This is a genomic window from Mesorhizobium sp. M7A.F.Ca.CA.001.04.2.1 (assembly GCF_003998485.1).
Classification (GTDB): domain Bacteria; phylum Pseudomonadota; class Alphaproteobacteria; order Rhizobiales; family Rhizobiaceae; genus Mesorhizobium; species Mesorhizobium ciceri.
On the sequence record NZ_RZQT01000039.1, the window covers coordinates 1 to 22,614 of the forward strand.

The 22,614-nt window shown below is 62.7% G+C and carries 19 protein-coding genes; 16 read left to right on the forward strand and 3 right to left on the reverse strand.

The genetic code is table 11. The features are described 5' to 3' along the window. The 5 genes from EN955_RS14845 to EN955_RS14865 form a co-directional block, all read left to right on the forward strand. On the forward strand, positions 1 to 301 hold a 301-nt coding region (locus EN955_RS14845; RefSeq protein ID WP_164769880.1), incomplete at its 5' end, for a translocation/assembly module TamB domain-containing protein. A gap of 266 nt (positions 302 to 567) precedes the next feature. Then, positions 568 to 2,220 carry an ABC transporter substrate-binding protein gene (locus tag EN955_RS14850; protein ID WP_013530882.1) on the forward strand — a complete coding sequence of 551 codons (1,653 nt, stop codon included), beginning with the start codon at positions 568 to 570 and terminating at the stop codon, positions 2,218 to 2,220. A 230-nt stretch (positions 2,221 to 2,450) separates the two neighbouring features. Continuing rightward, positions 2,451 to 3,485: an ABC transporter permease gene (locus EN955_RS14855; protein WP_013530883.1), complete on the forward strand. Its 1,035-nt coding sequence runs from the start codon at positions 2,451 to 2,453 to the stop codon at positions 3,483 to 3,485. Between the two features lie 12 nt (positions 3,486 to 3,497). After that, positions 3,498 to 4,655 (forward strand): ABC transporter permease, encoded by a 1,158-nt coding sequence (locus tag EN955_RS14860; protein WP_013530884.1) that lies wholly within the window; start codon positions 3,498 to 3,500, stop codon positions 4,653 to 4,655. Between the two features lie 67 nt (positions 4,656 to 4,722). Then, positions 4,723 to 6,939 carry an ABC transporter ATP-binding protein gene (locus tag EN955_RS14865; protein WP_024501517.1) on the forward strand — a complete coding sequence of 739 codons (2,217 nt, stop codon included), beginning with the start codon at positions 4,723 to 4,725 and terminating at the stop codon, positions 6,937 to 6,939. Positions 6,940 to 6,973: 34 nt separating this feature from the next. Here the strand turns inward: EN955_RS14865 and EN955_RS14870 are convergent, their stop codons facing one another. Then, the gene (locus tag EN955_RS14870; RefSeq protein ID WP_024501516.1) at positions 6,974 to 7,564 is read right to left on the reverse strand and encodes a transglycosylase SLT domain-containing protein; all 591 of its coding nucleotides are present in this window, start codon (positions 7,562 to 7,564) and stop codon (positions 6,974 to 6,976) included. A gap of 217 nt (positions 7,565 to 7,781) precedes the next feature. On the opposite strand from EN955_RS14870, the gene EN955_RS14875 reads away from it, so the two are divergent. Beyond that, positions 7,782 to 9,320 carry a trimethylamine methyltransferase family protein gene (locus EN955_RS14875; RefSeq protein ID WP_024501515.1) on the forward strand — a complete coding sequence of 513 codons (1,539 nt, stop codon included), beginning with the start codon at positions 7,782 to 7,784 and terminating at the stop codon, positions 9,318 to 9,320. A 58-nt stretch (positions 9,321 to 9,378) separates the two neighbouring features. Beyond that, positions 9,379 to 11,805 carry an FAD-dependent oxidoreductase gene (locus EN955_RS14880; protein WP_024501514.1) on the forward strand — a complete coding sequence of 809 codons (2,427 nt, stop codon included), beginning with the start codon at positions 9,379 to 9,381 and terminating at the stop codon, positions 11,803 to 11,805. 113 nt (positions 11,806 to 11,918) lie between these two features. On the opposite strand, the gene EN955_RS14885 is transcribed toward EN955_RS14880, so the two are convergent. After that, positions 11,919 to 12,311, reverse strand: a complete 393-nt coding sequence (locus EN955_RS14885; RefSeq protein WP_013530889.1) for a DoxX family protein — start codon at positions 12,309 to 12,311, stop codon at positions 11,919 to 11,921. A gap of 197 nt (positions 12,312 to 12,508) precedes the next feature. Here EN955_RS14885 and EN955_RS14890 point away from each other — a divergent pair, with 197 nt between their 5' ends. Next, the gene (locus tag EN955_RS14890) at positions 12,509 to 12,997 is read left to right on the forward strand and encodes a hypothetical protein (RefSeq protein WP_084652544.1); all 489 of its coding nucleotides are present in this window, start codon (positions 12,509 to 12,511) and stop codon (positions 12,995 to 12,997) included. An 80-nt stretch (positions 12,998 to 13,077) separates the two neighbouring features. On the opposite strand, the gene EN955_RS14895 is transcribed toward EN955_RS14890, so the two are convergent. Further along, positions 13,078 to 13,854: a VOC family protein gene (locus EN955_RS14895; protein ID WP_013530891.1), complete on the reverse strand. Its 777-nt coding sequence runs from the start codon at positions 13,852 to 13,854 to the stop codon at positions 13,078 to 13,080. 167 nt (positions 13,855 to 14,021) lie between these two features. Here EN955_RS14895 and EN955_RS14900 point away from each other — a divergent pair, with 167 nt between their 5' ends. From EN955_RS14900 to EN955_RS14935, 8 genes are all read left to right on the forward strand, one after another. Beyond that, positions 14,022 to 14,759, forward strand: coding sequence for a gamma-glutamylcyclotransferase (locus EN955_RS14900; RefSeq protein ID WP_024501513.1), 738 nt, complete (start codon positions 14,022 to 14,024; stop codon positions 14,757 to 14,759). Positions 14,760 to 14,875: 116 nt separating this feature from the next. After that, a complete protein-coding gene (locus tag EN955_RS14905) occupies positions 14,876 to 16,240 on the forward strand; it encodes an NAD(P)-dependent oxidoreductase (RefSeq protein ID WP_024501512.1) in 1,365 nt (454 codons plus the stop codon). Between the two features lie 2 nt (positions 16,241 to 16,242). Then, a complete protein-coding gene (preA, locus tag EN955_RS14910) occupies positions 16,243 to 17,556 on the forward strand; it encodes an NAD-dependent dihydropyrimidine dehydrogenase subunit PreA (RefSeq protein WP_013530894.1) in 1,314 nt (437 codons plus the stop codon). A gap of 108 nt (positions 17,557 to 17,664) precedes the next feature. After that, a complete protein-coding gene (locus EN955_RS14915; RefSeq protein WP_024501511.1) occupies positions 17,665 to 18,168 on the forward strand; it encodes an Rrf2 family transcriptional regulator in 504 nt (167 codons plus the stop codon). A gap of 43 nt (positions 18,169 to 18,211) precedes the next feature. Further along, positions 18,212 to 18,670, forward strand: coding sequence for a carboxymuconolactone decarboxylase family protein (locus EN955_RS14920; RefSeq protein ID WP_024501510.1), 459 nt, complete (start codon positions 18,212 to 18,214; stop codon positions 18,668 to 18,670). A 72-nt stretch (positions 18,671 to 18,742) separates the two neighbouring features. Then, on the forward strand, positions 18,743 to 19,120 hold the full coding sequence (locus EN955_RS14925) for a DoxX family protein (protein ID WP_013530897.1): 378 nt from the start codon (positions 18,743 to 18,745) through the stop codon (positions 19,118 to 19,120). Between the two features lie 114 nt (positions 19,121 to 19,234). After that, positions 19,235 to 20,296 (forward strand): glycosyltransferase family 4 protein, encoded by a 1,062-nt coding sequence (locus EN955_RS14930; RefSeq protein WP_013530898.1) that lies wholly within the window; start codon positions 19,235 to 19,237, stop codon positions 20,294 to 20,296. A 50-nt stretch (positions 20,297 to 20,346) separates the two neighbouring features. After that, entirely contained in the window at positions 20,347 to 22,509 is a 2,163-nt protein-coding gene (locus EN955_RS14935; protein WP_024501509.1) for an amylo-alpha-1,6-glucosidase, read from the forward strand. The last annotated feature ends 105 nt before the right edge of the window (positions 22,510 to 22,614 follow it).

The following is a 22,614-nucleotide window of genomic DNA, read 5'->3' on the forward strand; positions in this document are numbered from 1 at the left end:
GCTCGCCGAAGCGGCGGGGCAGCTGGCCGGCGTCGGCGGCTCGACGTCGCTGCTGGAAAACCTGCGCAGCGCCATTGGCGTCGACGATCTCGACGTCACCACCGACGATCAGGGCGGCACGGCGGTTTCGGCCGGCAAATACCTCAACGACCGCACCTATGTCACCATCCAGAAGGGCGACAAGCCTGGCTCGGGCAAGGCGACGATCGACCTCAATGTCGGGCGCGGCGTCAAGCTGCGCGGCGAGGCCAACGATGCCGGCGAAGCCAAGGGCGGCATCTTCTACGAGAAGGAATACTGACAGTTCGGCGGGGCTTTTGGCCTCATGGTGGATCGATTCTGGTGCTGTGCGGGCCAGAGTAAATGTCTCAGTTTAATCGACTATCGCGATTCCAGAAGAATCCGTCGGGCAGTAGCAAATTTGCGCCAAGACTGTCGTTATCACGCGAACCGCTCCCCTTTCAAAGTTGCACATTCCCTAACATGTTCTCAATCCACGCCGTCTTTGACATCATGGCCTGGATGCGGAATGTTAAAAGGCGGAAAGCCAACAATGGGAGTTAAGTCATGACAATTTATAAGAGTAATGGCGATCGCGTTCCGGATCACATCCTGGCCATGGCCGAAGAAGCCAAGGCAGGCAAGGTGGACCGCCGCGAATTCCTGGCCATGGCCAGCGTCTTCGGCGCATCGACGGCAATGGCTTACGGCTTGCTCGGCCTCGCCGATCCGACGCCGGCGAAGGCCGAAGAGGTAAAGGGCAAGAAGGGCGGCACGCTGAAGATCGCCCAGTGGATCAAAGATCCCAAGGACCCGCGCAAGGCCGACTGGTCGGAAATCGCCAATGCCGAGCGCCAGGCGCTGGAGCCGCTGGTCAAGTACACCTCCGAATACACGTTTCGCCCCTATCTGCTGGAAAGCTGGGACGTCAACGACGACGCCACGCAGTATACGCTGCATGTGCGCAAGGGCGTCACCTGGTCGAATGGCGATGCCTTCACCGCCGATGACGTCATCTTCAACCTGAAGCGCTGGGCTGACAAGAAAGCCGAAGGCAATTCCATGCCCGGCCGTCTCGGCTCGCTGGTCAAGGACGACAAGCTCGACGAAAGCGCCGTGACCAAGCCGGACGACCACACGGTCGTGCTTAAGCTCAGCAAGCCGGACATCGCGCTGATTCCGAACATGTGCGACTATCCCGGGCTGATCGTCCACAAGACCTTCGATGAGAAGGGCGGCGACTTCAAGGCCTGCCCGATCGGCACCGGTCCGTTCGAACTCGTCTCCTACGATGTCGGTCAGAAGGTGGTCTACAAACGCCGCACCGATGACAAGTGGTGGGACGGCGAAGTGTTCCTCGATGGCCTGGAATTCATCGACTACGGCACCGATCCGGCAGCCATGGTCAGCGCTTTCGAGGCCGGCGAAGTGCACACCAACTTCGAGACTTCGGCCGACTATGTGTCGATCCTCGACGGCATGGACCTGGTGAAGTCGGAAATCGTCACCGCGTCGACCATCGTCTGCCGCACCAACGTCAACAACAAGCCCTATGGCGACCAGAAGGTGCGCAACGCGCTGCAGCTTGCGGTCGACAACAATGTCGTCTTGCAGCTCGGCTACGGCAATGCCGGCTCGGTCGCCGAAAACCACCATGTCTGCTCGATCCATCCGGAATATTACGAGCTGCCCAAGGTTGCCCGTGATCCGGCCAAGGCGAAGGCGCTGATGGCGGAAGCCGGCCAAGCCGACTTCGAACACGAGCTGATCACCGTCGACGAAGACTGGCACAAGAACACCGGCGATGCGATCGCCGCCCAGCTGCGCGACGCCGGCATCAAGGTGAAGCGCACCGTTCTGCCGGGTTCCACGTTCTGGAACGACTGGACGAAGTATCCGCTGTCGATGACCAACTGGAACATGCGTCCGCTCGGCGTCCAGGTTCTGGCCATCGCCTATCGCACCGGCGAGGCCTGGAACGAGGCCGGCTGGTCGAATCCGGACTGGGATGCCAAGCTCAATGCGGCGCTCGCCGTTGCCGACGCCGCCAAGCGCAAGGACATGATGAAGGACATCGAGCAGATCCTGCAGGATTCCGGCATCATGATCCAGCCGTACTGGCGCAAGCTCTACAGCCACTCGGTGAAGGCGGTGCAGAACTATAAGATGCACCCGACCTTCGAGCGCGACTACGGCAAGGTCTGGCTCGACCAGGCTTGATATCGCATCGACATGGAGGGAAGGGGCTCGCTCCCTTCCCTCGCTCTTTGCATTGTCCGTCCCTGCTGGTCCGCACATTCTCAAAAAAGTTGCGGACTCGCGGGCAAGGCCATGCAACAAAAACAGGGTTGATCGCATCCGAAGGCCTGTTTGACAGCCAGCCCCGCCGGTCACGGCAGGGTTGGCTTTCATAGCCGGCTCAAACCCCAACCCATCGGCAGGGGGCCGCCATGCTTTCCTTCGTTATCAGGCGTCTTGGCACCATGGCATTGACGATGCTGTGCCTGACCATGGTCGTCTTCTTCCTGATCAACCTCGAACCCAATCTGAAGAAGCTGGCGATCAGCCAGACCGAAATGCATACGTCGGCCGAGCAGCTCGAGAGCTGGCTGGTCAACCATGGCTACCGGCAGAACTTCTTCGTCCGCTACGGCCAGTGGCTTGGTGTCTTGCCCAAGCAGCCGGTAACCGACCCGGCGACCGGTAAGCCGGCGCAGCGTTTCTCCTTCTGCAACGATCCGCTAGTGCCGACCTTTGCCGGCGTTTTCCAGGGCGATTTCGGCTGCTCGACCAAGTTCAAGGCGACCGTCGCCTCAAAACTGTTTCCGGCACTCGGCGCTACCGGCATCCTGATGTTCTGGGTGCTGGCGGTGATGGTGCCGATCTCGCTGCTGATCGGCATTCTGGCCGGCATGCGTGAGGGGTCGCGAACCGACCGGGTGCTGTCCGTGGCGTCGATCGCCTCGACGGCGACGCCTGAATATGTGTCGGGCGTCATCTTCACCGTCATCTTCGCCTCATGGCTAGGCTGGCTGAACGGCTCGGCGGCTTCGGCCAGCCAGGGCATCACCTTCTACAATTTCACACTGCCGGTGATGACGCTGGCGATCTACGGCATCGGCTATATCGCCCGCATGACGCGAGCTTCGATGGTCGAAGTGATGACGCAGCAATATATCCGTACCGCGCGGTTGAAGGGTCTCTCCTTCGGCAGCGTGGTGGTCAAACATGCCTTGCGCAACGCGCTGATCGCACCGTTCACCGTCATCATGCTGCAGTTCCCTTGGCTGCTCACCGGCGTCGTCATCGTCGAGGTGATGTTCCGCTACCAGGGCTTCGGCTACACGCTGGTCGAGGCGGCCGGCAACAACGATATCGACCTTTTGCTCGGCTGCTCGCTGGTCTCGGTGTTCATCGTCTTGATCACGCAGCTCATTTCCGATGTCGGCTACGCATTTCTCAATCCGCGTATCAGAGTTCAGTAGGGAGCGAAGCCGATGCCGGTTCAATACATCAGTGGCTTCACCGTCGTTTTCGAAGTGCTGTCGCGCTTCTGGCCGGTCTGGATCGCGCTCGTCATCGTCATGGGCGCGAGCTTCGCCTACAAGAAGAAGCTGGCGCTCTACGGCCAGCTGTTCGACAGCGGTGTCGGCATCGTCGGCGTCGGCATCTGCCTGTTCTGGCTGTTCACGGCGATCTTCGCCGCGACCATATCGCCCTTCGATCCGCTGGCCCAGATTCCGATCATGAAGGACGTGCTGCCGGGCGCCGTCGAACCGCAGTCGGGGCTGACCTATCTGTTCGGCGGCGACAAGCTGGCGCGCGACGTGTTTTCGCGCATGGTCTATGGCAGCCAGATCGTGCTGATCATCGCGCCTGCCGCGACCGGCTTCGCGCTGATGGTCGGCATCACGCTCGGCCTGCCCGCCGGCTATTACGGCGGCAAGATCGACACCGTGCTGTCGTTCCTGGCCAACCTTGTGCTCGCCTTCCCGGTGATCCTGCTGTTCTACCTCTTGGTGACGCCGGGTATCATGGACACGCCGATCCCGTACGGCATGGCCGGCGTGTTCTTCCTGTTTCCGATCATCTTCTTCAGCGTGCTGTTCTGGACCCGCTACAAGAACCGGCCCGACCGGCTCTACATCCTGCTCGGCATCACCCTGATCCTCGGTGGCTGGATCTATCTCGGCCTTGTGTTCGATAAGGACCCGCTGCACATCGTCCATATCGATCCAAACCAGCTCAACATCTTCGTGGCGGTGGTGTTCGCCTCCAGCCCCGGCGTGTTCCGCATCGTGCGTGGCCTGGTGATGGACATCAAGACGCGCGACTATGTGGCGGCGGCGCAGACGCGCGGTGAATCGCCCTGGTACATCATGCTGTGGGAGATCCTGCCCAATGCGCGCGGGCCATTGATCGTCGATGCCTGCCTGCGCATCGGCTACACCACGATCCTGCTCGGCACGCTCGGTTATTTCGGCCTTGGCCTGGCGCCGGAAAGTCCGGACTGGGGCACCGCGATCAAGGACGCCAGCCGCCTGCTGCGCTCCTTCATCCATCCGGCGCTGCCGCCGACCATCGCACTGATGTCGTTCGTGCTGGGCTTGAACCTGCTCGCCGACTCGCTGCGCGAACAATCGATGAAAGACTGATGTCGCGGGTTTCGACCCGATGGGCCTGAGAGAAACAGGCCTGGAAGAACCAGGATTGGAGCGACCCATGAACGAGGCAGTTCGAAATCCCGCCAAGCCGACCCCCGGGCCAACCAAAGGGCCGATCATCGAGATCGAGAACCTGTCGATCTCCTTCTTCACCCGCAAGGGCGAGATACCGGCGGTCATGGATTTTTCCTGCACCGTCATGCCGGGCGAGGCGATGGGCATCGTCGGCGAATCCGGCTGCGGCAAGTCGACCGTGTCGCTCGGCATCATGCGCGACCTCTCCAACATCGGGAAGATCGTCGGCGGCAAGATCAAGTTCCAGGGCAAGGACATGGGCGAACTCTCCGACGAGGAGTTGCGTTCCATCCGCGGCAACAAGATCGCCATGATCTACCAGGAGCCGATGGCGAGCCTGAACCCGGCGATGAAGGTCGGCCAGCAGCTGATGGAAGTGCCGCTGATCCACGACAAGGTGTCGAAGGAAGAGGCCTATAAACGCGCCCTCGATATGGTGCGCTCGGTCAAATTGCCCGATCCCGAGCGTATGATGCGCTCCTATCCGCACCAGCTCTCCGGCGGCCAGCAGCAGCGCATCGTCATTGCCATGGCGCTGCTGTCGAAGCCGGCGCTGCTTTTGCTCGACGAGCCGACGACGGCGCTCGACGTGACGGTGGAGGCGGGCATCGTCGATCTGGTCAAGGGGCTGGGCGAAAAGTTCGGCACGTCGATGATCTTCGTGTCGCACAATCTCGGCCTGATCCTGGAAACCTGCGATCGCATCACGGTGATGTATTCGGGCGAAGCGGTGGAGACCGGCAAGATCAAGGACGTGTTCGACCGGATGCGCCACCCCTATACGCAAGGGCTGTTCCGCTCGATCCCGCTGCCGGGCGCCGACAAGAACTCACGGCCGCTGATCTCCATCCCCGGACAGCTGCCGCTGCCGCACGAGCGGCCCAAGGGCTGCAATTTCGGCCCGCGCTGCCACCATTTCGTCGAGGGTGTCTGCAACGCCGCCGAAATCCCGATGATCGAGGTCGCTGGTCACGAAGGCCATTTCTCGCGCTGCGTGCGCTTCAACGAGATCGACTGGGAAGCGCTGCCACCCGGTGCCAAGAAGGTCAATGAGCGCGTCGTGCCCGGCGCGCCGGTGCTCAAGATCGAGGACCTCAGAAAATATTACAGGGTCGGCGGCAGCGAGGTGTTCGGCTCAAGCGAGGGCCGCGTCGTCAAGGCCAACGAGACGATCTCGTTCATGGCGCGCGAATCCGAGACGGTCGCCATCGTCGGCGAATCCGGCTGCGGAAAGTCGACGCTGGCCAAGGTGCTGCTCGGGCTGGAGACGGCAAGTGCCGGCACGGTGACGCTGGGCAACACGGAAATCCAGTCGACGGGGATCGACAAACGGAGCGTCGACACGGTGTCGTCGATCCAGATGGTGTTCCAGAATCCGTTCGACACGCTCAATCCCAGCCATTCGGTCGGTTCGCAGATCATCCGCACGCTGGAGAAGTTCAATGTCGGCAAGACGGTTGCCGATCGCCGCAAGCGCATGCTGGAGCTGCTCGACCTGGTGAAGCTGCCGCGGGCATTCGAAACCCGCAAGCCGCGTCAGCTTTCGGGCGGCCAGAAGCAGCGCATCGGCGTGGCGCGAGCCTTTGCCGGTGACGCCAAGGTGGTGGTGGCCGACGAGCCGGTCTCGGCATTGGACGTGTCGGTGCAGGCGGCGGTGACCGAACTGCTGATGGACATCCAGCGCAAGAACAAGACGACGATGCTGTTTATCAGCCACGATCTGTCCGTCGTTCGCTACATCGCCGACCGCGTCGTCGTCATGTATCTCGGCTACATCGTCGAGCAAGGCACGACCGACCAGATCTTCGCACCACCCTATCATCCCTATACCGAGGCGCTGCTGTCGGCGATTCCGATCGCCGACACGAGTGTCGTGAAGAAGCACATCGTGCTGGAAGGCGACATCCCGTCGGCGATGAACCCGCCATCCGGCTGTCCGTTCCAGACCCGTTGCGGCTACAAGAAGCTGGTGCCGGACAATCTCTGCGAGACCAAGGTGCCGCCGGTCAAGCATCTCGGCGACGGTCATATGAGCCTGTGCTGGCTCTCCGACGACGTGCTGGCCAAGATGGAGCCCGTGATCAAGTTCGACAAGGAACACGCCGCGCACGAAGGTATGCCGGACGACGCGCCGCATGGCGATGGCCCCGGTTTTGCCGGCACGCCACCAAAGCGTCCGCGCGGTAAAAGGCCGAGCTGACCGTCCGAAGATCGAGATCAACGATGCGGCAAGATCAGTTCCCGCACTCGCTCAACTGCTGGGCATAGTCCCGCGCCATCTTGTCGGTGGCCCGGGCATAGCCCTGCACACCGGCATCGCCCCTGTTGCCGCGGCCATAGGCGGTCCAGCCGAGATAGTAGGCAAGGTAGAGATTGTAGGTGTCGTTGCGGGCGACGCCGTAGGTGTCAGATGTCTTGGAATGATACCAGCCGACGAAATCGACCGCATCGGCGAATTTCGTCCGCCGCGCCGCCCAGTTACCGGTCTCGCGCTGATATTGCGACCAGGTGCCGTCCAGCGCCTGCGAGAAGCCGGTGGCCGTGGAGACGTGCTTCCACGGAATGAAGCCGAGCAGCTTGGTACGCGGCGGCCTTGCATTGCTCTTGAAGCCCGATTCCTTGCGCACCGTCGCCATCAGTACGGGAACGGGGATGCCGTATTTCTGCTGCGTGCGCTCGGCGGCAGACTGCCAGTTGTCGAACCAGCCGTCATTCTGGTCGAAGACGGCGCAAACATTGTTGATGTGGCTGGGCGGCGTGGCGCAGGCCGAAAGCGCCAGCAGCACGCAAACCGCACCAATTTTACTAAAACTCGAACTACGCATCGGCAGAGCAATAGGCCGAAATCATAAAGGGAATCTTGCAGCGTCCATTAACGCTTCGCCCGAGCGGTCGCTCGAGGAAATCCCGTATCAACAATCCGACATACTTCGTCGTATTCTATAAATGGATACTGCGGAAATGCCGCCGTGGCTAAAATCACGCCCGCAAACGGCGTATTTATGACAGCTTGCCTGGTTTGCCGGGGCTTTGATGCCAGGCATGAACGAACCAAGACGCAAACGCGGCGCCGAGCGCACCAGCAATCGGGGGCCATCGGCCATTCCGCAACTGCCGCTCAGGCGGGTGACCAATCCCTATCCGCCAATGGCCATGCTGTCGCCCGATCAGATCGAGCAGATCCATCAGGCGTCGATGCACATATTGGAGAATTTCGGCATCGAGGTGATGAGTCCGCGGGCGCTGTCGCTGTTCGAGAAGGCCGGCGCCAGGGTCGATCATGCCTCAGCGAATGTCCGCATCGATCGCGGCTTGATCGAAGACGTGCTGAAGACCACGCAGCCCAGCTATGTGTTGACGCCGCGCAACCCGGCCAACGCGGTTCATCTGGGCGGCAACACCATCAATTTCACCCTCGTTGCCGGGCCGCCCAATGTCCATGACATGGAGCGCGGCCGCCGCGCCGGCAATTTGCGCGACTATTCGGATCTCACACGGCTGGCGCAGCATTTCAACTGCATCCACATGCTGGGCAACCAGGTCTGCGCGCCGGTGGAGCTGCCGGCAAACTCCCGCCATCTCGACACTTATTTCACCAATCTGACGCTGACCGACAAGAGTTTCCATGTCTCGGCGATCGGCCGGGGCAGGGCATTGGACGGCATCGAGATGATGGCGATTTCGCGTGGGCTGACGCTCGACCAGATGCGCGACGATCCCGGTATCACCACCATCATCTCGGTCAACTCCCCGCGCCGCTTCGACGAGATGATGGCCGAAGGCCTGATGACCATGGCCGAGTTCGGCCAGTCGGTGGCGGTGACGCCGTTCACGCTGATGGGGGCGATGAGCCCGGTGACGCTGGCCGGGGCGCTGGCGCAGCAGAATGCCGAGGCGCTGTTCGGCGTCGTGCTGACGCAGCTTGTCCGTCCGGGCGCGCCGGTCATGTATGGCGCCTTCACCTCCAATGTCGACATGAAGTCGGGCGCGCCGGCCTTCGGCACGCCCGAGAACACCAAGGCCAACATTGCGTCAGGGCAACTGGCGCGGCGCTACGGGCTGCCCTACCGCACGACGCCGGGCTCGGCTTCCAATGCCGCCGACGCGCAGGGCGCCTATGAGACGCTGATGGCACTGTGGGGGGCGGTGCTCGGCCACGGCAACCTCGTCTACCACGCCGCCGGCTGGCAGGAGGGCGGGCTGACGGCGTCGTTCGAAAAACTCATCATCGATGTCGAGATGATCCAGCATATGATGGAGTTCTTGCGCCCGATCGAAGTCAATGAGGCGGAACTCGCCGTCGAGGCTTTGGGTGCGGTGCCAACCGGTGGGCATTTCTTCGGCGAGCCGCACACGCTGGAGCGCTACGCCACTGCCTTCTACCAGCCGATGCTGTCCAACTGGCAGAATTACGAAGCCTGGCAGGAAGCCGGCGGCCTCGACGCCACGGCACGCGCGACGCGGCTGTGGAAGAAAGCGCTGGAGGACTATGTCGAGCCGGTGATGGATATCGCCGTGCGCGAGGCGCTAGAGGCTTACATGGCCAGGCGCAAGGAAGCGATCGGGCAGGGCGAGCCGTGATCGTTCCCAGCTTGAATCCATTCACCCATTCAACTCACTGATATCAGAGAAAAAATCCATGAAATCGCATGCAAAGGTCGTGGTCATTGGCGGTGGCGTCGTCGGATGCTCCGTGTTGTTCCATCTCGCCCGCCACGGCTGGACCGACGTTGTCCTGCTCGAGCGCGACGAGCTGACCTCAGGCTCGACCTGGCACGCGGCCGGGGGCATGCACACCATCAATGGCGACCCCAACGTCGCCAAGCTGCAGAAATACACGATCAATCTCTACAAGGAGATCGAGGAGCTTTCCGGCCAGGCGACCGGCGTGCATCTGACCGGTGGCGTGCTTCTGGCAGCGACCGAGGCGCGGCTCGACTGGCTGCGCGGCGTCGTCGCCAAGGGCCGCTATCTCGGCATCGAGCTCGAGGAGATCTCGCCCAACGAAGCGGCCGAACTGATGCCGCTGCTCGATCCCAAACAGTTCGTCGGCGCGGTCAGGAACAAAGAGGACGGCCATCTCGATCCCTCCGGCGTCACCCACGCCTATGCCAAGGCCGCGCGGAAACTCGGCGCCGAGGTCGAGCGTTTCACCAAGGTCGAGGACATCGTGCGGCGCCCTGACGGGCTGTGGCGGGTCATCACCAACAAGGGCGAGGTGGTGGCCGAGCATGTCGTCAACGCCGGCGGCCTGTGGGCGCGCGAGGTCGGCCGCATGGTCGGCCTCGAACTGCCGGTGCTGGCCATGGAGCACATGTACCTGATCACCGAGGACATGCCGGAGGTCGCCGCCTGGAACGCCAAGACCGGCACCGAGATCATCCACGCGGTCGACTTCGATGGCGAGCTTTACCTGCGCCAGGAGCGCGGCGGCATGCTGATGGGCACTTACGAAAAGGCCAACAAGCCATGGTCCGAATACCAGACGCCATGGAATTTCGGCCATGAATTGCTGGCGCCCGACATCGACCGCATCGCGCCGTCGCTTGAGGTCGGCTTCCGCCATTTCCCGGCCTTCCAGAACACGGGCATTAAGCAGATCATCAACGGGCCTTTCACCTTCGCGCCCGACGGCAACCCATTGGTCGGGCCGGTGCGCGGGCTGCCGGGCTTCTGGGTCGCCTGCGGTGTCATGGCCGGGTTTTCGCAAGGCGGCGGCGTCGGCCTCGCTTTGTCGAACTGGATGATCGAGGGCGATCCCGGCGCCGACATCTGGGCGATGGATGTCGCGCGCTACGGCGACTGGGCGACGATGGCCTATACCAACGCCAAGGTGCGCGAGAATTATTCCAGGCGCTTTTCGATCCGCTTCCCCAATGAGGAGCTGCCCGCCGGGCGGCCGCTGAAGACGACGCCGGTCTACGACCTGCTGTCGGCCAAGGGTGCGCAATGGGGCGTTGCCTATGGGCTGGAAGTGCCGCTGTGGTACGCGCCGGAAGGCGTCAAGGACGAATTCTCCTGGCGCCGCTCGAGCGATTTCACGCAGGTCGCCAAGGAGGTCGCCACAGTTCGCGACGGTGTCGGCCTGTCGGAGATTTCGAGCTTCGCCAAATACAAGGTGACGGGTGAGGGAGCGGCCGCCTGGCTCGACCGGATGCTTGCCTGCAAACTGCCCAAGCCCGGCCGCATGACGCTGGCGCCGATGCTGAAGGAAGACGGCAGACTGATCGGCGATTTCACCCTCGCCAATCTCGGAAGTGAGGGCTGGTTCCTCGCCGGCTCCGGCATCGCCGAGCAATACCATATGCGCTGGTTCGAGAAGCACCTGCCTGACGATGGATCGGTCCGCATCGAGGCGCTGGGCGCGAAGCTCACCGGTCTGTCGATCGCCGGCCCGAAGGCGCGGGATGTGCTGGCAAAGGCGACGCGCTCGGATGTCTCCAACGCGGCCTTTTCCTTCATGGCCATTGGCCGGATGGATATCGGCATGGCGCCGTGCCTGGTCGGCCGTGTGAGCTATACCGGCGATCTCGGCTACGAGATCTGGGTGGCGCCGGAATACCAGCGCGCCGCCTATCAAGCGCTGATGGCGGCGGGCGGGGAATTCGGCATCGGCCTGTTCGGCTCGCGCGCCCTCAATGCGCTGCGGCTGGACAAGAATTACGGCTCATGGGGGCGCGAGTACCGGCCGATCTACGGGCCGCTGGAAGCGGGGCTCGACCGCTTCGTTGCTTACGGCAAGGACGCCGATTTCATAGGCAAGGCCGCGGCGCTGGCCGAGCGCAGGCAGGGCGGCAAATTGCGCCTGCGCGCTTTTATCGTCGATGCCGACGATGCCGATGTCATTGGCGATGAGCCGATCTGGTTCGATGGTGCGGTGCGCGGCTGGGTGACGTCGGGTGGCTATACGCATCATTCGAAGAAATCCGTCGCCGTCGGCTATGTGCCGAAGGAGATCGCTGATGAGAGCGACGGCTTCGAGATCGAGCTGCTGGGCAAGCGCCATGCGGCGCGCATTCAGGCGGTGCCGCTGTTCGACGCCAATTTCGAACGGATGCGTGCTTGAAGCGCTTCGGCTTCGCCGATGCGCTTCAGATTCCTGTTTTGTGGATGTCGTTGTCCCAAGACCGCCGGGCACTTTTGGGCGACATGCACCAGGCCCGCATCCTCTTTCTGGCGTCAGGCGCTGCGGCGGCTGTCCAGCGCGAAAGCGCCGGCGCCGGCAAACACCAGATAGAGGAAGATGAAGCAGAACGAGATCGCCGAATCGCCGCCATTGTTGACCGGGAAGAAGTCGCGCGGCATGTGCGCCATGAAATAGGCGATCGCCATTTCGCCGGCCAGAAGGAATGCCACCGGTCGCGTGAACAGGCCCAGCGCGAGCAGGATGCCGCCGGCGAATTCGAGGATGGCGGCAGTCGTGGTCAGCCCGGAAAGGGCGTGGGGATCGACGCTGACGGGGAAGTTGAACAGTTTCTGGCTGCCATGCTCGATGAACTGCAGCGCGGTCATGATGCGCAACACGCCGAGCGCCTGCGGCTGGTATCTGGAGAGGCTTTCGAAAAGCTTCATAATGACTCCATTTTCAATCCGTCCGGCCATAGATTATCGCCCAGGAATGGACCATTCACTTCCCATGGCCTGGCGTCAACAATCGGTGATTGAAAATGTCCCCAGCTTGACCCTTCATATTTTTCCCGCAAAGGTTGCATTTCTATCGTTTTGGTTGTATTAGTGCGGCCACTCTAGAAATGTGGGTTCCCTTTGCCATGAAAAAAGTCGCCATCAGCCTCTTCGCAATTCTTGCAGGCACCAGCTTTGCCATGGCCGAGGACGCCGGCTGTGAGGCCTTCAAGTGGCCCGTGACGCGGGAGCAGACCCTGTTTGCCGCGGCACCGGCAACGCCGTCCGGAGCGGCACTGGCGGTTGGTGCGGCTGCGGACCTGGCGCTGGTGCCGGTAGAGAAAGCCGGTTTTGCGGTAGCGCCCGAACGTGCGCCGGCATCAGACAGTTTCGGGGCCGTCGCCAGCGTGGAGGTGCCGTCCGAGGGAGCCATCCAGATAAGTCTCTCGGGGGAGGCCTGGATCGATGTGATCCAGGATGGCCAGGCCATCAAGTCGGCGGGCTATAGTGGCGTGAAAACATGCCCTGGCATCCGCAAGAGCGTGCGCTTCAAGCTTGCGCCCGGCCCGGCCACCGTCCAGTTCAGCGGCGCGAAAAAAGCTGAGTTGAAGGTTGCGGTGCTGGCGCCGGAATGAGGCGGCGCCAGGCAGGGGAGAGGCCTTCATCGGTGGTCCGATGAAAGCCCGCACTTTGTGTCAGCGGTGTTCGATCGCCGTCAGCGGACTGGCGCCATCAAGGCGAAGTGCGCGCCTTGCGGGTCCTGGCACTGCACGATCCAACTGCCGCCGGGGACCTCCATCGGCCCCATCAGGATCTTGCCGCCATTGTCGGTGACCCGTTTGGCCGCCGCGTCGATGGCCGCAACGTTGAAGTAGAATTGCCAGACCGGGACCGGGATCTGCGCGGGCTTGTTCATGATGCCGCCGCCGGATTCGGGGCCGGCCGTAAAAGTCTGGTACGTGCCCATCGGGCCCATGTCGAAATCGCCGGCGTCGACCCAGCCGAACTGGTCGGAATAGAAATCGAACGCGGCTTTCCAGTCCGACGTGTAAAGCTCGTGCCAGCCGATGTGGCCCGGCGTGCTGGCCGGCACGACAGGCTGGTCGGGACCGTTCGGCTGCAGGAACATGAAGGTCGCGCCTTGCGGATCGGCGACGACAGCAAAGCGGCCGACGCCCGGAATGTCGTCGGGCTGGCGGTGAACGGTGCCGCCGGCTTTCTCCAGCGATGCAGTTGCGGCATCGACATCCCTGGTGTGGATATAGCCGAGCCAGGCAGGCGGCATGCCCATCTTGGCGGCATCCTCGGGCAAGGTCATCAGGCCGCCGACGCCACGTTCGCCGACATTCATGACGATGTAGCGCGGCATGCCGGGTGCCTTATCGAAGGGCTGCGCCGTCCAGCCGACCACTTGGGTGTAGAACGCCTCGGCGGCGTCGAGATCTGATGTCATCAATTCGTACCAGAAGAAGGGCATCGGGGTTTTTGGCATTTTCGGTCTCCTCACCTTTCATGGATCGATCGTCGTCCATCATAGGACGATCCTCACGACGGAAATCCGACACCGCCCGGACAACAATGGGTGTGTGTGCCAAGCGTTCCCTGATTGCGCATCCAGCGGTTTTCGATTTCTCATGCGGTCATGAGGGGTTGTCGTCCATGCGCTTGATGTCGCTCACGCCCGAGCTTGTCGCACTGTGCCATCGGGAAGAGGCCGATCCCGGTCCGGACCCGAGCTGGACAGACATGAACGACGAGGACTTTCGAACCCTCGCCTTGCGACTGTCCAATGAAGCCGATGAGGGACCGTTATGGGTGTTCGCCTATGGGTCGCTGATCTGGAAGCCGGAATTCGAGTCGGTCGAGCAACAGCTCGCCACCGCGTTCGGCTGGCACCGCTCCTTCTGCCTCGACATGGTGCGCTGGCGCGGCAGCGCCGAGCAGCCTGGGTTGATGATGGCGCTCGAGCGGGGCGGGCGCTGCAACGGCGTGATCTATCGCTTGCCGGAGGGTGAGAAGCCGGCGCAGATCGAAAGGCTGTTGCGGCGCGAGATCAGCGACCATGAAAGCATCGAGACGGTTCGCTGGCTGCCGGTGCATACGCCGCAGGGTAAGCTGCGCGCGCTCGGCTTCTGGGTCGGCGTGAAGGGCAGGGGAACGTCGCTGAACCAGCCGCTGGACAGAGTGGCGAGCGTGCTGGCCAGAGCCTGCGGGCATATCGGATCCGGCGCCGAATATCTCTACAACACGGTCAGCCATCTCGAAGCATTCGGCATCCGCGACCGCAATCTGTGGCGATTGCAGGAATTGGTGGCGCAGGAGGTCAGGGCCATCCATGGCCGCAAGCTTGAGCCTGGCCTTTCGCTCGCACTGCAAGCCCGACCGCAGTCGCAATAATATGAGTAAAAAAATCATGTTATTGCCGAGCCTTTTCAGGGACTTGCGTCGAAAATTGACCAATTGATAAAAAAATAAAACGTGCTAGCCTTCTAAGAAAACATGGGGAACTGACGATGCCAGAAGGCCAATTCAGGGAAGGCATTGCGGGCGGCAGGCTCTCGGCCGACCAGTATGCGGATAATTTTTCCGACCTGCACCCGCCGCTCGACCACCACGAGGCGCTGGTCGAATCCGACCGCTGCTATTTCTGCTACGACGCGCCGTGCATGAATGCATGCCCGACCTCGATCGACATTCCGCTGTTCATCCGCCAGATCTCGACCGGCAATCCGATCGGTTCGGCCAAGACCATCTTCGACCAGAACATATTGGGCGGCATGTGCGCCCGCGTCTGCCCGACCGAGACGCTGTGCGAGGAAGTCTGCGTGCGCGAGGTGGCGGAAGGCAAGCCGGTGCAGATCGGCCGCCTGCAGCGCTACGCCACCGACGTCGCCATGGGCGAGAACAAGCAGTTTTATCCGCGCGCCGAGCCGACCGGCAAGACGGTCGCCGTGGTCGGCGCCGGGCCGGCCGGCCTTGCCGCCGCGCACCGGCTCGCCCGCCACGGCCATGACGTGACCATCCTGGAGGCGCGCGCGAAGGCCGGCGGCCTCAACGAATACGGCATCGCCGCCTACAAGAGCGTCGACGATTTCGCCCAGGCCGAAGTCGACTACGTGACCGCGATCGGCGGTATCGACATCCAGAACGGCAAGGCGCTCGGCCGCGACTATCAGCTGTCGGATCTGATCCGCAATTACGACGCGGTGTTTCTCGGCATGGGCCTTGGCGGTGTCAATGCGCTGCGTGCCGATGGCGAGGACGCTGACGGCGTCATCAACGCGGTCGAGTTCATTGCCGAGCTGCGCCAGGCCAGCGACCTTTCCGGCCTGCCGGTTGGTCGCCGCGTCGTCGTCATCGGTGGCGGCATGACGGCCATCGACGCCGCGGTACAGTCGAAGCTGCTCGGCGCCGAGGAGGTGACGATCTGCTACCGGCGCGGCCAGGAGCACATGAATGCGTCTGAGTTCGAGCAGGATCTGGCCGCTGCCAATGGCGTCAGCATCCGTCACTGGCTGCAGCCGAAGCGGGTGATCGCCGAGAGCGGCAAGGTCACTGCCGTCGAACTCGAATACACCGCCCTCAACGGCGACAGGCTTGCCGGCACCGGCGAGACGCTGACGCTCGTTGCCGACCAGGTGTTCAAGGCGATTGGACAGAGCTTTGTCCCGGCCGCCCTCAATGGCAGCGGTGCATCGATCGAGCTCGAAGCCGGCCGCATCAAGGTGGATTCGGAAGGTCGCACGTCGCTTGCCAAGGTCTGGGCCGGTGGCGACTGCATCTTCGGTGGCGACGACCTCACCGTCTCGGCGGTCGCGCAGGGACGCGACGCTGCGGAGAGCATCAATCGGGCACTGACCTCGAACGGGAGGGCATGAGCATGGCGGATATCAGAAACAATTTCGTTGGCATCAAGTCGCCCAATCCGTTCTGGCTGGCCTCGGCGCCGCCGACCGACAAGGCCTACAACGTCATCCGCGCCTTCAAGGCCGGCTGGGGCGGCGTGGTGTGGAAGACACTGGGCGAGGAGGGCCCACCGGTGGTCAACGTCAACGGTCCGCGCTACGGCGCGATCTGGGGCGCCGACCGCCGCCTGCTCGGCCTCAACAACATCGAACTGATCACCGACCGCGACCTGCAGGTCAATTTGCGCGAGATCAAGCAGGTCAAGAAGGACTGGCCCGACCGCGCCATCGTCGTCTCGCTCATGGTGCCTTGCGTCGAGGAAGCCTGGAAGGCGATCCTGCCGGTGGTCGAGGAGACGGAGGCCGACGGCATCGAGCTCAATTTCGGCTGTCCGCACGGCATGTCGGAACGCGGCATGGGCGCCGCCGTCGGCCAGGTGCCGGAATATATCGAAATGGTGGTGCGCTGGTGCAAGCAGAACACCCGTATGCCCGTCATCACCAAGCTGACGCCCAACATCACCGATGTGCGCAAGCCCGCGCGCGCAGCACATGCCGGCGGCACCGACGCGGTGTCGCTGATCAACACCATCAATTCGATCACTGGTGTCGATCTCGACAGCTTCGCGCCGCAGCCGACCATCGACGGCAAGGGCTCGCATGGCGGCTATTGCGGGCCGGCGGTGAAGCCGATCGCCATGAACATGGTGGCCGAGATCGCGCGCGATCCGGAAACGCAGGGCCTGCCGATCTCCGGCATCGGCGGCATCACCACCTGGCGTGACGCGGCCGAATTCATGGCGCTCGGCGCCGGCAATGTGCAGGTCTGCACGGCGGCGATGACCTACGGCTTCAAGATCGTGCAGGAGATGATCGCGGGCCTGGAAAACTGGATGGACGAGAAGGGGCACGCCTCGCTCGACGACATCGTCGGCCGCGCCACGCCCAATGTCACCGATTGGCAGTATCTCAACCTGAACTACGTCGCCAAGGCGCATATCGACCAGGATGCCTGCATCAAATGCGGCCGCTGCCACATCGCCTGCGAGGACACTTCGCACCAGGCGATCACCAGCATGGTCGACGGCGTCAGGCACTTCGAGGTCATCGAGGCCGAGTGTGTCGGCTGCAATCTCTGCGTCAATGTCTGCCCGGTCGAGAACTGCATTACCATGGAGCCGCTGGCAGCCGGTGTGATGGACCAGCGCACCGGCAGGCCGGTATCGCCGGTCTACGCCAACTGGACCACGCACCCGAACAACCCGATGGCCAAGGTGGCTGCGGAGTAGGAACTACCCCAAGAGAAAAGCGGCGCTTTCGAGCGCCGTTTTTCATTTTCCTATTGCAGATAGGAATTATCCACGATAGTATGTATCCATGAATAAGGAACCTGTTCGATGAAGCTGGGCGAGGGTGTTGAAGCAGCCATCCATTGCGCCGCCACGCTGGCCAGTGTGGAAGGCAATAGCACCATGCCGGGCGCCGCTCTCGCCGAGGCCTTTGGCCTTTCGCCGAGCTATCTGCTCAAGCATCTCAACATGCTGAGCGCGGCGCGCATCCTGGAATCGGTGCCCGGGCCTGCCGGTGGCTATCGGCTGGCGCGGCCAGCCGAGCGCATCACGCTGCTCGACATCGTGCTGGCCGTCGAGGGCCGCGAGCCGGCCTTCCGCTGCGGCGAGATCCGCCAGCGCGGTCCGGTGAAGCTCGATGCGTCGGCCTATGTGAAACCCTGCGGCATCAACGCCGCGATGCTGAAGGCCGAACGCGCCTATCGCGCCGCGCTCGCCGAGACCAAGCTGTCCGATATCGTGGCCACCTATGCGGCAGAAGGCGATCCCAGGTCGCTTGCTGCGAGCTGCGCCTTTGTCGAGCGCCACCAGCGGCCGCAGAAATCCAGTTAACCCCAAAACCTCAAAACCCAAGCAGACGTGAAAGGACGAGACGATGAAACAGAGGCTGCAATTTTTCGCCAAGGCGCCGGAGATCATGAAGGCGGTGTCGGCGCTCAACAAGGCGGTGGACGAATGCGGGCTCGAGGTGAGCCTGCTGCACCTGATCAAGCTCAGGGCTTCGCAGATCAATGGCTGCTCGTTCTGCGTCGAGATGCACAGCCGCGAGGCCAGGCGCGACGGCGAGACCGAGCAGCGGCTCTATCTGGTTTCAGCCTGGAAGGAATCGCCGCTGTTCTCGGAGCGTGAACGCGCTGCTTTGGCCTGGACCGAAGCCGTCACCCTGATCGCCAACAACGGCGTGCCGGACGAACTTTATGCACGTACGCTGGAGCATTTCTCAGAAGAGGAGCTGGTCAAGCTGTCCGTTGCGCTCGGCATGATCAACACCTGGAACCGGCTGTGCATCCCGTTCCAAGCCATACATCCGATGCCGGCGGCCAAGGCCGCCTGATTGTCCAATCATGTTGGGAGCGCCGTGGAGAGCGCGCTCCCACTGCCTTAAACCTTTAAAGGGGAGAGTTTGATGCCTGCGGATTTGCCTTCGACCTTGTTGTTTCTCGCTCGCTTGCTGCTCGGCGGCGCCTTCGTTTTCGCCGGCCTGCGCAACATCCAGAACGCGGCCTTCCTGACCCAGCTGATGGCCGCGCGCGGTGTGCCGCAGGCGCGGTTGGCACTGTGGACTGGTATCGTGCTTCAGGTCGCCGCCGGTGTGCTGGTCATCGCAGGATTGTGGACGGCACTCGCGGCCACGGTGCTGCTGCTGTTCCTCATCGTCGCCACGCCGATGTTCCACAATTTCTGGGACCATCAGGGTCCGGACCGTGCGTCCCGCATCAATGGCTTCGTCGGGAATGTTGCCCTGAGCGGTGGCTTTCTGACCCTGATCGCGCAATCCGTTTGACGCACAGTTCCATGCCGACTGCGGCCTCTGGTGCCGACGGCTCGACCATAAAATCGGAACCAATCGAGCCGTTGACGCATTTCACACCTGCATGCCCAGCATCCAGGATGAAATATGAAAATCGCCCATGTCGCGCCGCTTTATGAATCGGTGCCGCCAAGGCTCTATGGCGGCACCGAGCGCATCGTCTCGTATCTGACCGAAGCGCTGGTCGATCTGGGTCATGAGGTGACGCTGTTTGCCAGTGGCGACAGCCAGACCTCCGCGAAGCTGGTACCCAGCCGGGAACGCGCGTTGCGCCTCGATCCGCGTCCGCTCAAATCCGAGATCGCGGCGCATCTTTCGATGCTTGCGCAGGTGAGGGAACGGGCGTCGGAGTTCGACGTCATCCACTTCCACCTCAGCCACTTCCTGCACTTTTCCTTCTTTGAGGATATTGCGGAGCGGACGGTGACGACGCCGCATGGCAGGCTGGATTATGTCGACCTGGCGCCGGCCTATGAAAGGTTCCCGCGCTTTCCCCTGATTTCCATTTCGCACAGCCAGAAGGCGGGCCTTGCCAACGCCAACTGGTTGGCGACGATCCATCACGGATTGCCGACTGCTCTCTACGAGCCGACGTTCGAGACGGCCGCCGAAGAACCCTACCTTGCCTTCCTCGGCCGGTTCTCACGCGACAAGCGCCCGGATCGCGCCATCGAGATCGCCTTGCGTTCGGGGCTCAAGCTCAAGCTCGCGGCAAAGATCGGCGACGACGATCGCGCCTATTTCCGTGAGGTGGTCGAGCCTTTGATCGATGGCGATCGCGTTGTCTATGTCGGTGAGATCGAGGAAAACCAGAAGGCGGAATTTCTCGGCAAGGCGGCCGGCCTGCTGTTCCCGATCGACTGGCCGGAGCCGTTCGGCCTTGCCGCCATCGAGGCAATGGCCTGCGGCACACCGGTCATCGGCTGGAGTTGCGGTGCGCTGCCGGAGATCATCGATCAAGGCGTCACCGGTTTTATCGCTGACACAATGGATAGCGCGGTCGCTGCGGTGCCGGACTTGCTGCAACTCGACAGGCGAAAGGTGAGGGCCGTTTTCGAAAAGCGGTTCTCCGCCAGGAGAATGGCCGGCGACTATCTGGCCGCCTATGCGGGCCTGATCGGCGTCCCGAGCACGGCGAAGGCGTCTTGAGCGGCGACGTGCTCGAGCCACGGCAACGAAACAACAGGGATCTGTGACGAATGGCCCAACTCGATGAGCGCCAGCTCGATCCTGCGGTTGCGCTTGCATCGCTCGACGCCACCGCCCCTCGCGAGCCGCATCGGTTGTTTGCGCTCAAGCAGGGCGATTGCTTCGCCGTTGCCGACGCCTATGGCGACATACGTGGCGCCGGCGACGGTTTCTTTCGCGACGACACGCGGGTCCTTTCCGAGTTCCGGCTGACCGTCGGCGGCAGGCAGACATCTCTGCTCGGCGCCTCGCTCAGCCAGGACAATGTGCTGTTCACCACCAATTTGACCAATCTGCCGATACAGAGCGCCGGTGGACGCGACATCCCGCAGGGAGCCATTCACATCGAACGCGTCAGACTGCTTTGGCAGGACAGGCTGTTTGAACGCATCACCCTTTCCAATTACAGCCGGGAACACTCGACGATCAGCGTTTCCCTGCACTACTCCGCCGATTTCCGCGACATGTTTGAAGTGCGTGGCTCGACACGGCTGAAGCGCGGGCTGGCCCATGCCGCCGAAACAAACGCGACGTCGGTCCTGCTGCGCTATGATGGGCTCGATGGCCTGGCCCGCCTCTCGGCGATATCGTTCTCGCAGGCGCCGGACCAACTGAGTGCCAACCGTGCCGATTTCCTGATCGCCGTGACCAAGCGTAGCAGGAAGGTGCTTTATGTCGAGGTCGGTCCCGAGGTAGCCGACAAGCCCGACCGCGACCGGTTCCGCGCCGCTGCCGCCCGCGCCCGCTTTGGCATGCGGGCCAAACGTCGCCATGGCGCGACGGTGCGCAGCTCGGGCCGTGTCTTCAACGACTGGGTCGAGCGCGCCCGCGCCGATGTCGCGCTGCTGACCACCGAGCTGGCGACCGGCCCCTATCCCTATGCCGGCATCCCCTGGTTCTCGACGGCGTTCGGCCGCGACGGTGTCATCTCGGCACTGCAGATGCTGTGGCTCAATCCGGGATTGGCGCGGGGCGTGTTGGCCTTTCTGGCCCAGCATCAGGCGACCGAGACATCGCCGTTCAGCGATTCGCAGCCGGGCAAGATCATGCACGAGACCCGCAAGGGCGAAATGGTGGCGCTGCGGGAGCTTCCCTTTGGCCGCTACTACGGTGGCGTCGATACGACACCGCTCTACATCTATCTTGCCTGTGCCTACGCCGATCGTACCGGTGACATGGCGTTCATCGACGGCCTGTGGCCGTCGCTGTGCGCCGCGGCCGAATGGACGGAGGAGGCGGGCCGGGAGACCGGATTCGTGACTTACCAGCGAGCGGCCGAGTCCGGCCTCGCCAACCAGGGATGGAAGGACAGTTTCGATTCGGTCTTCCATGCCGATGGCCGCATTCCCAAGGGCCCGATCGCCCTTGTCGAAGTGCAGGGCTACGTCTTTGCCGCCTTCCGGGGGCTGGCGGCACTTGCCCGTCGCCGGGGCGAGAACGACAGGGCCGACCACTGGGATGATCGCGCCGAAGCGATGCGGGTTGCCGTGGAACGGGATTTCTGGCTTGACGATCTCGGCTTCTATGCGCTGGCAATCGACGGTGCCGGCGAGCCCTGCAAGGTGCGGACCTCGAATGCGGGGCATCTGCTCTTTGTCGGATTGCCTGAGCCTGCGCGGGCCCAGATGGTGGCTGACCAGCTGCTTTCCGCCTCCTTCCATTCGGGCTGGGGACTGCGGACGCTCGCCGACGATGCCGTGTTCTTCAATCCGATGTCGTACCACAATGGCTCGATCTGGCCGCACGATACCGCCCTTTGCGGTGCCGGGCTGGCGCGCTATGGCGAGCGCGAAAGCGTGGTTCGCCTGATGAGCGGCACGTTCGAATCCGCGGTCCATTTCAACATGCGGCTGCCCGAACTGTTCTGCGGTTTTACACGTGCGCCGGGCGAAGCACCCATCGCCTATCCCGTCGCCTGCCTGCCGCAAGCGTGGTCGGCGGGCTCCGCTTTCATGTTGATGCAGGCCTGTCTTGGCCTGGAGATCGACGGCTGGGAGGGTGAGATTCGCGTCGGCCGCCCCAGGCTGCCGATCGGCATCGACACGCTGACACTGCGGCACCTGGGCGTCGGCGACCGGGTCGTCGATCTCACCTTCCAGCGCGTCGGCGACCGGGTCGTCGCTTTCCTGGCCGACCGCCATGAAGGGCTGGTGCCGCTCATAGTAAGAACATGATCCGAACAAAATTGGCGGAACCGATCCAGGCCTTGTGCGTTGCAAAAACACTGGTCCGAACGCCGACCACGTGGCCGGCGGACCGTTTCAAACGGGAAACACGAA

What these genes read in the sequence shown, in the direction of transcription:
- EN955_RS14865 (WP_024501517.1), top strand. Translation starts at nt 4,723, where the DNA reads ATGAACGAGGCAGTTCGAAATCCCGCCAAGCCGACCCCCGGGCCAACC.
- EN955_RS14855 (WP_013530883.1), top strand. Translation starts at nt 2,451, where the DNA reads ATGCTTTCCTTCGTTATCAGGCGTCTTGGCACCATGGCATTGACGATG.
- EN955_RS14935 (WP_024501509.1), top strand. Translation starts at nt 20,347, where the DNA reads ATGGCCCAACTCGATGAGCGCCAGCTCGATCCTGCGGTTGCGCTTGCA.
- EN955_RS14920 (WP_024501510.1), top strand. Translation starts at nt 18,212, where the DNA reads ATGAAACAGAGGCTGCAATTTTTCGCCAAGGCGCCGGAGATCATGAAG.
- EN955_RS14900 (WP_024501513.1), top strand. Translation starts at nt 14,022, where the DNA reads ATGCGCTTGATGTCGCTCACGCCCGAGCTTGTCGCACTGTGCCATCGG.
- EN955_RS14915 (WP_024501511.1), top strand. Translation starts at nt 17,665, where the DNA reads ATGAAGCTGGGCGAGGGTGTTGAAGCAGCCATCCATTGCGCCGCCACG.
- EN955_RS14850 (WP_013530882.1), top strand. Translation starts at nt 568, where the DNA reads ATGACAATTTATAAGAGTAATGGCGATCGCGTTCCGGATCACATCCTG.
- EN955_RS14890 (WP_084652544.1), top strand. Translation starts at nt 12,509, where the DNA reads ATGAAAAAAGTCGCCATCAGCCTCTTCGCAATTCTTGCAGGCACCAGC.
- EN955_RS14870 (WP_024501516.1), bottom strand. Translation starts at nt 7,564, where the DNA reads ATGCGTAGTTCGAGTTTTAGTAAAATTGGTGCGGTTTGCGTGCTGCTG.
- EN955_RS14875 (WP_024501515.1), top strand. Translation starts at nt 7,782, where the DNA reads ATGAACGAACCAAGACGCAAACGCGGCGCCGAGCGCACCAGCAATCGG.
- EN955_RS14885 (WP_013530889.1), bottom strand. Translation starts at nt 12,311, where the DNA reads ATGAAGCTTTTCGAAAGCCTCTCCAGATACCAGCCGCAGGCGCTCGGC.
- EN955_RS14925 (WP_013530897.1), top strand. Translation starts at nt 18,743, where the DNA reads ATGCCTGCGGATTTGCCTTCGACCTTGTTGTTTCTCGCTCGCTTGCTG.
- preA (WP_013530894.1), top strand. Translation starts at nt 16,243, where the DNA reads ATGGCGGATATCAGAAACAATTTCGTTGGCATCAAGTCGCCCAATCCG.
- EN955_RS14860 (WP_013530884.1), top strand. Translation starts at nt 3,498, where the DNA reads ATGCCGGTTCAATACATCAGTGGCTTCACCGTCGTTTTCGAAGTGCTG.
- EN955_RS14895 (WP_013530891.1), bottom strand. Translation starts at nt 13,854, where the DNA reads ATGCCAAAAACCCCGATGCCCTTCTTCTGGTACGAATTGATGACATCA.
- EN955_RS14930 (WP_013530898.1), top strand. Translation starts at nt 19,235, where the DNA reads ATGAAAATCGCCCATGTCGCGCCGCTTTATGAATCGGTGCCGCCAAGG.
- EN955_RS14880 (WP_024501514.1), top strand. Translation starts at nt 9,379, where the DNA reads ATGAAATCGCATGCAAAGGTCGTGGTCATTGGCGGTGGCGTCGTCGGA.
- EN955_RS14905 (WP_024501512.1), top strand. Translation starts at nt 14,876, where the DNA reads ATGCCAGAAGGCCAATTCAGGGAAGGCATTGCGGGCGGCAGGCTCTCG.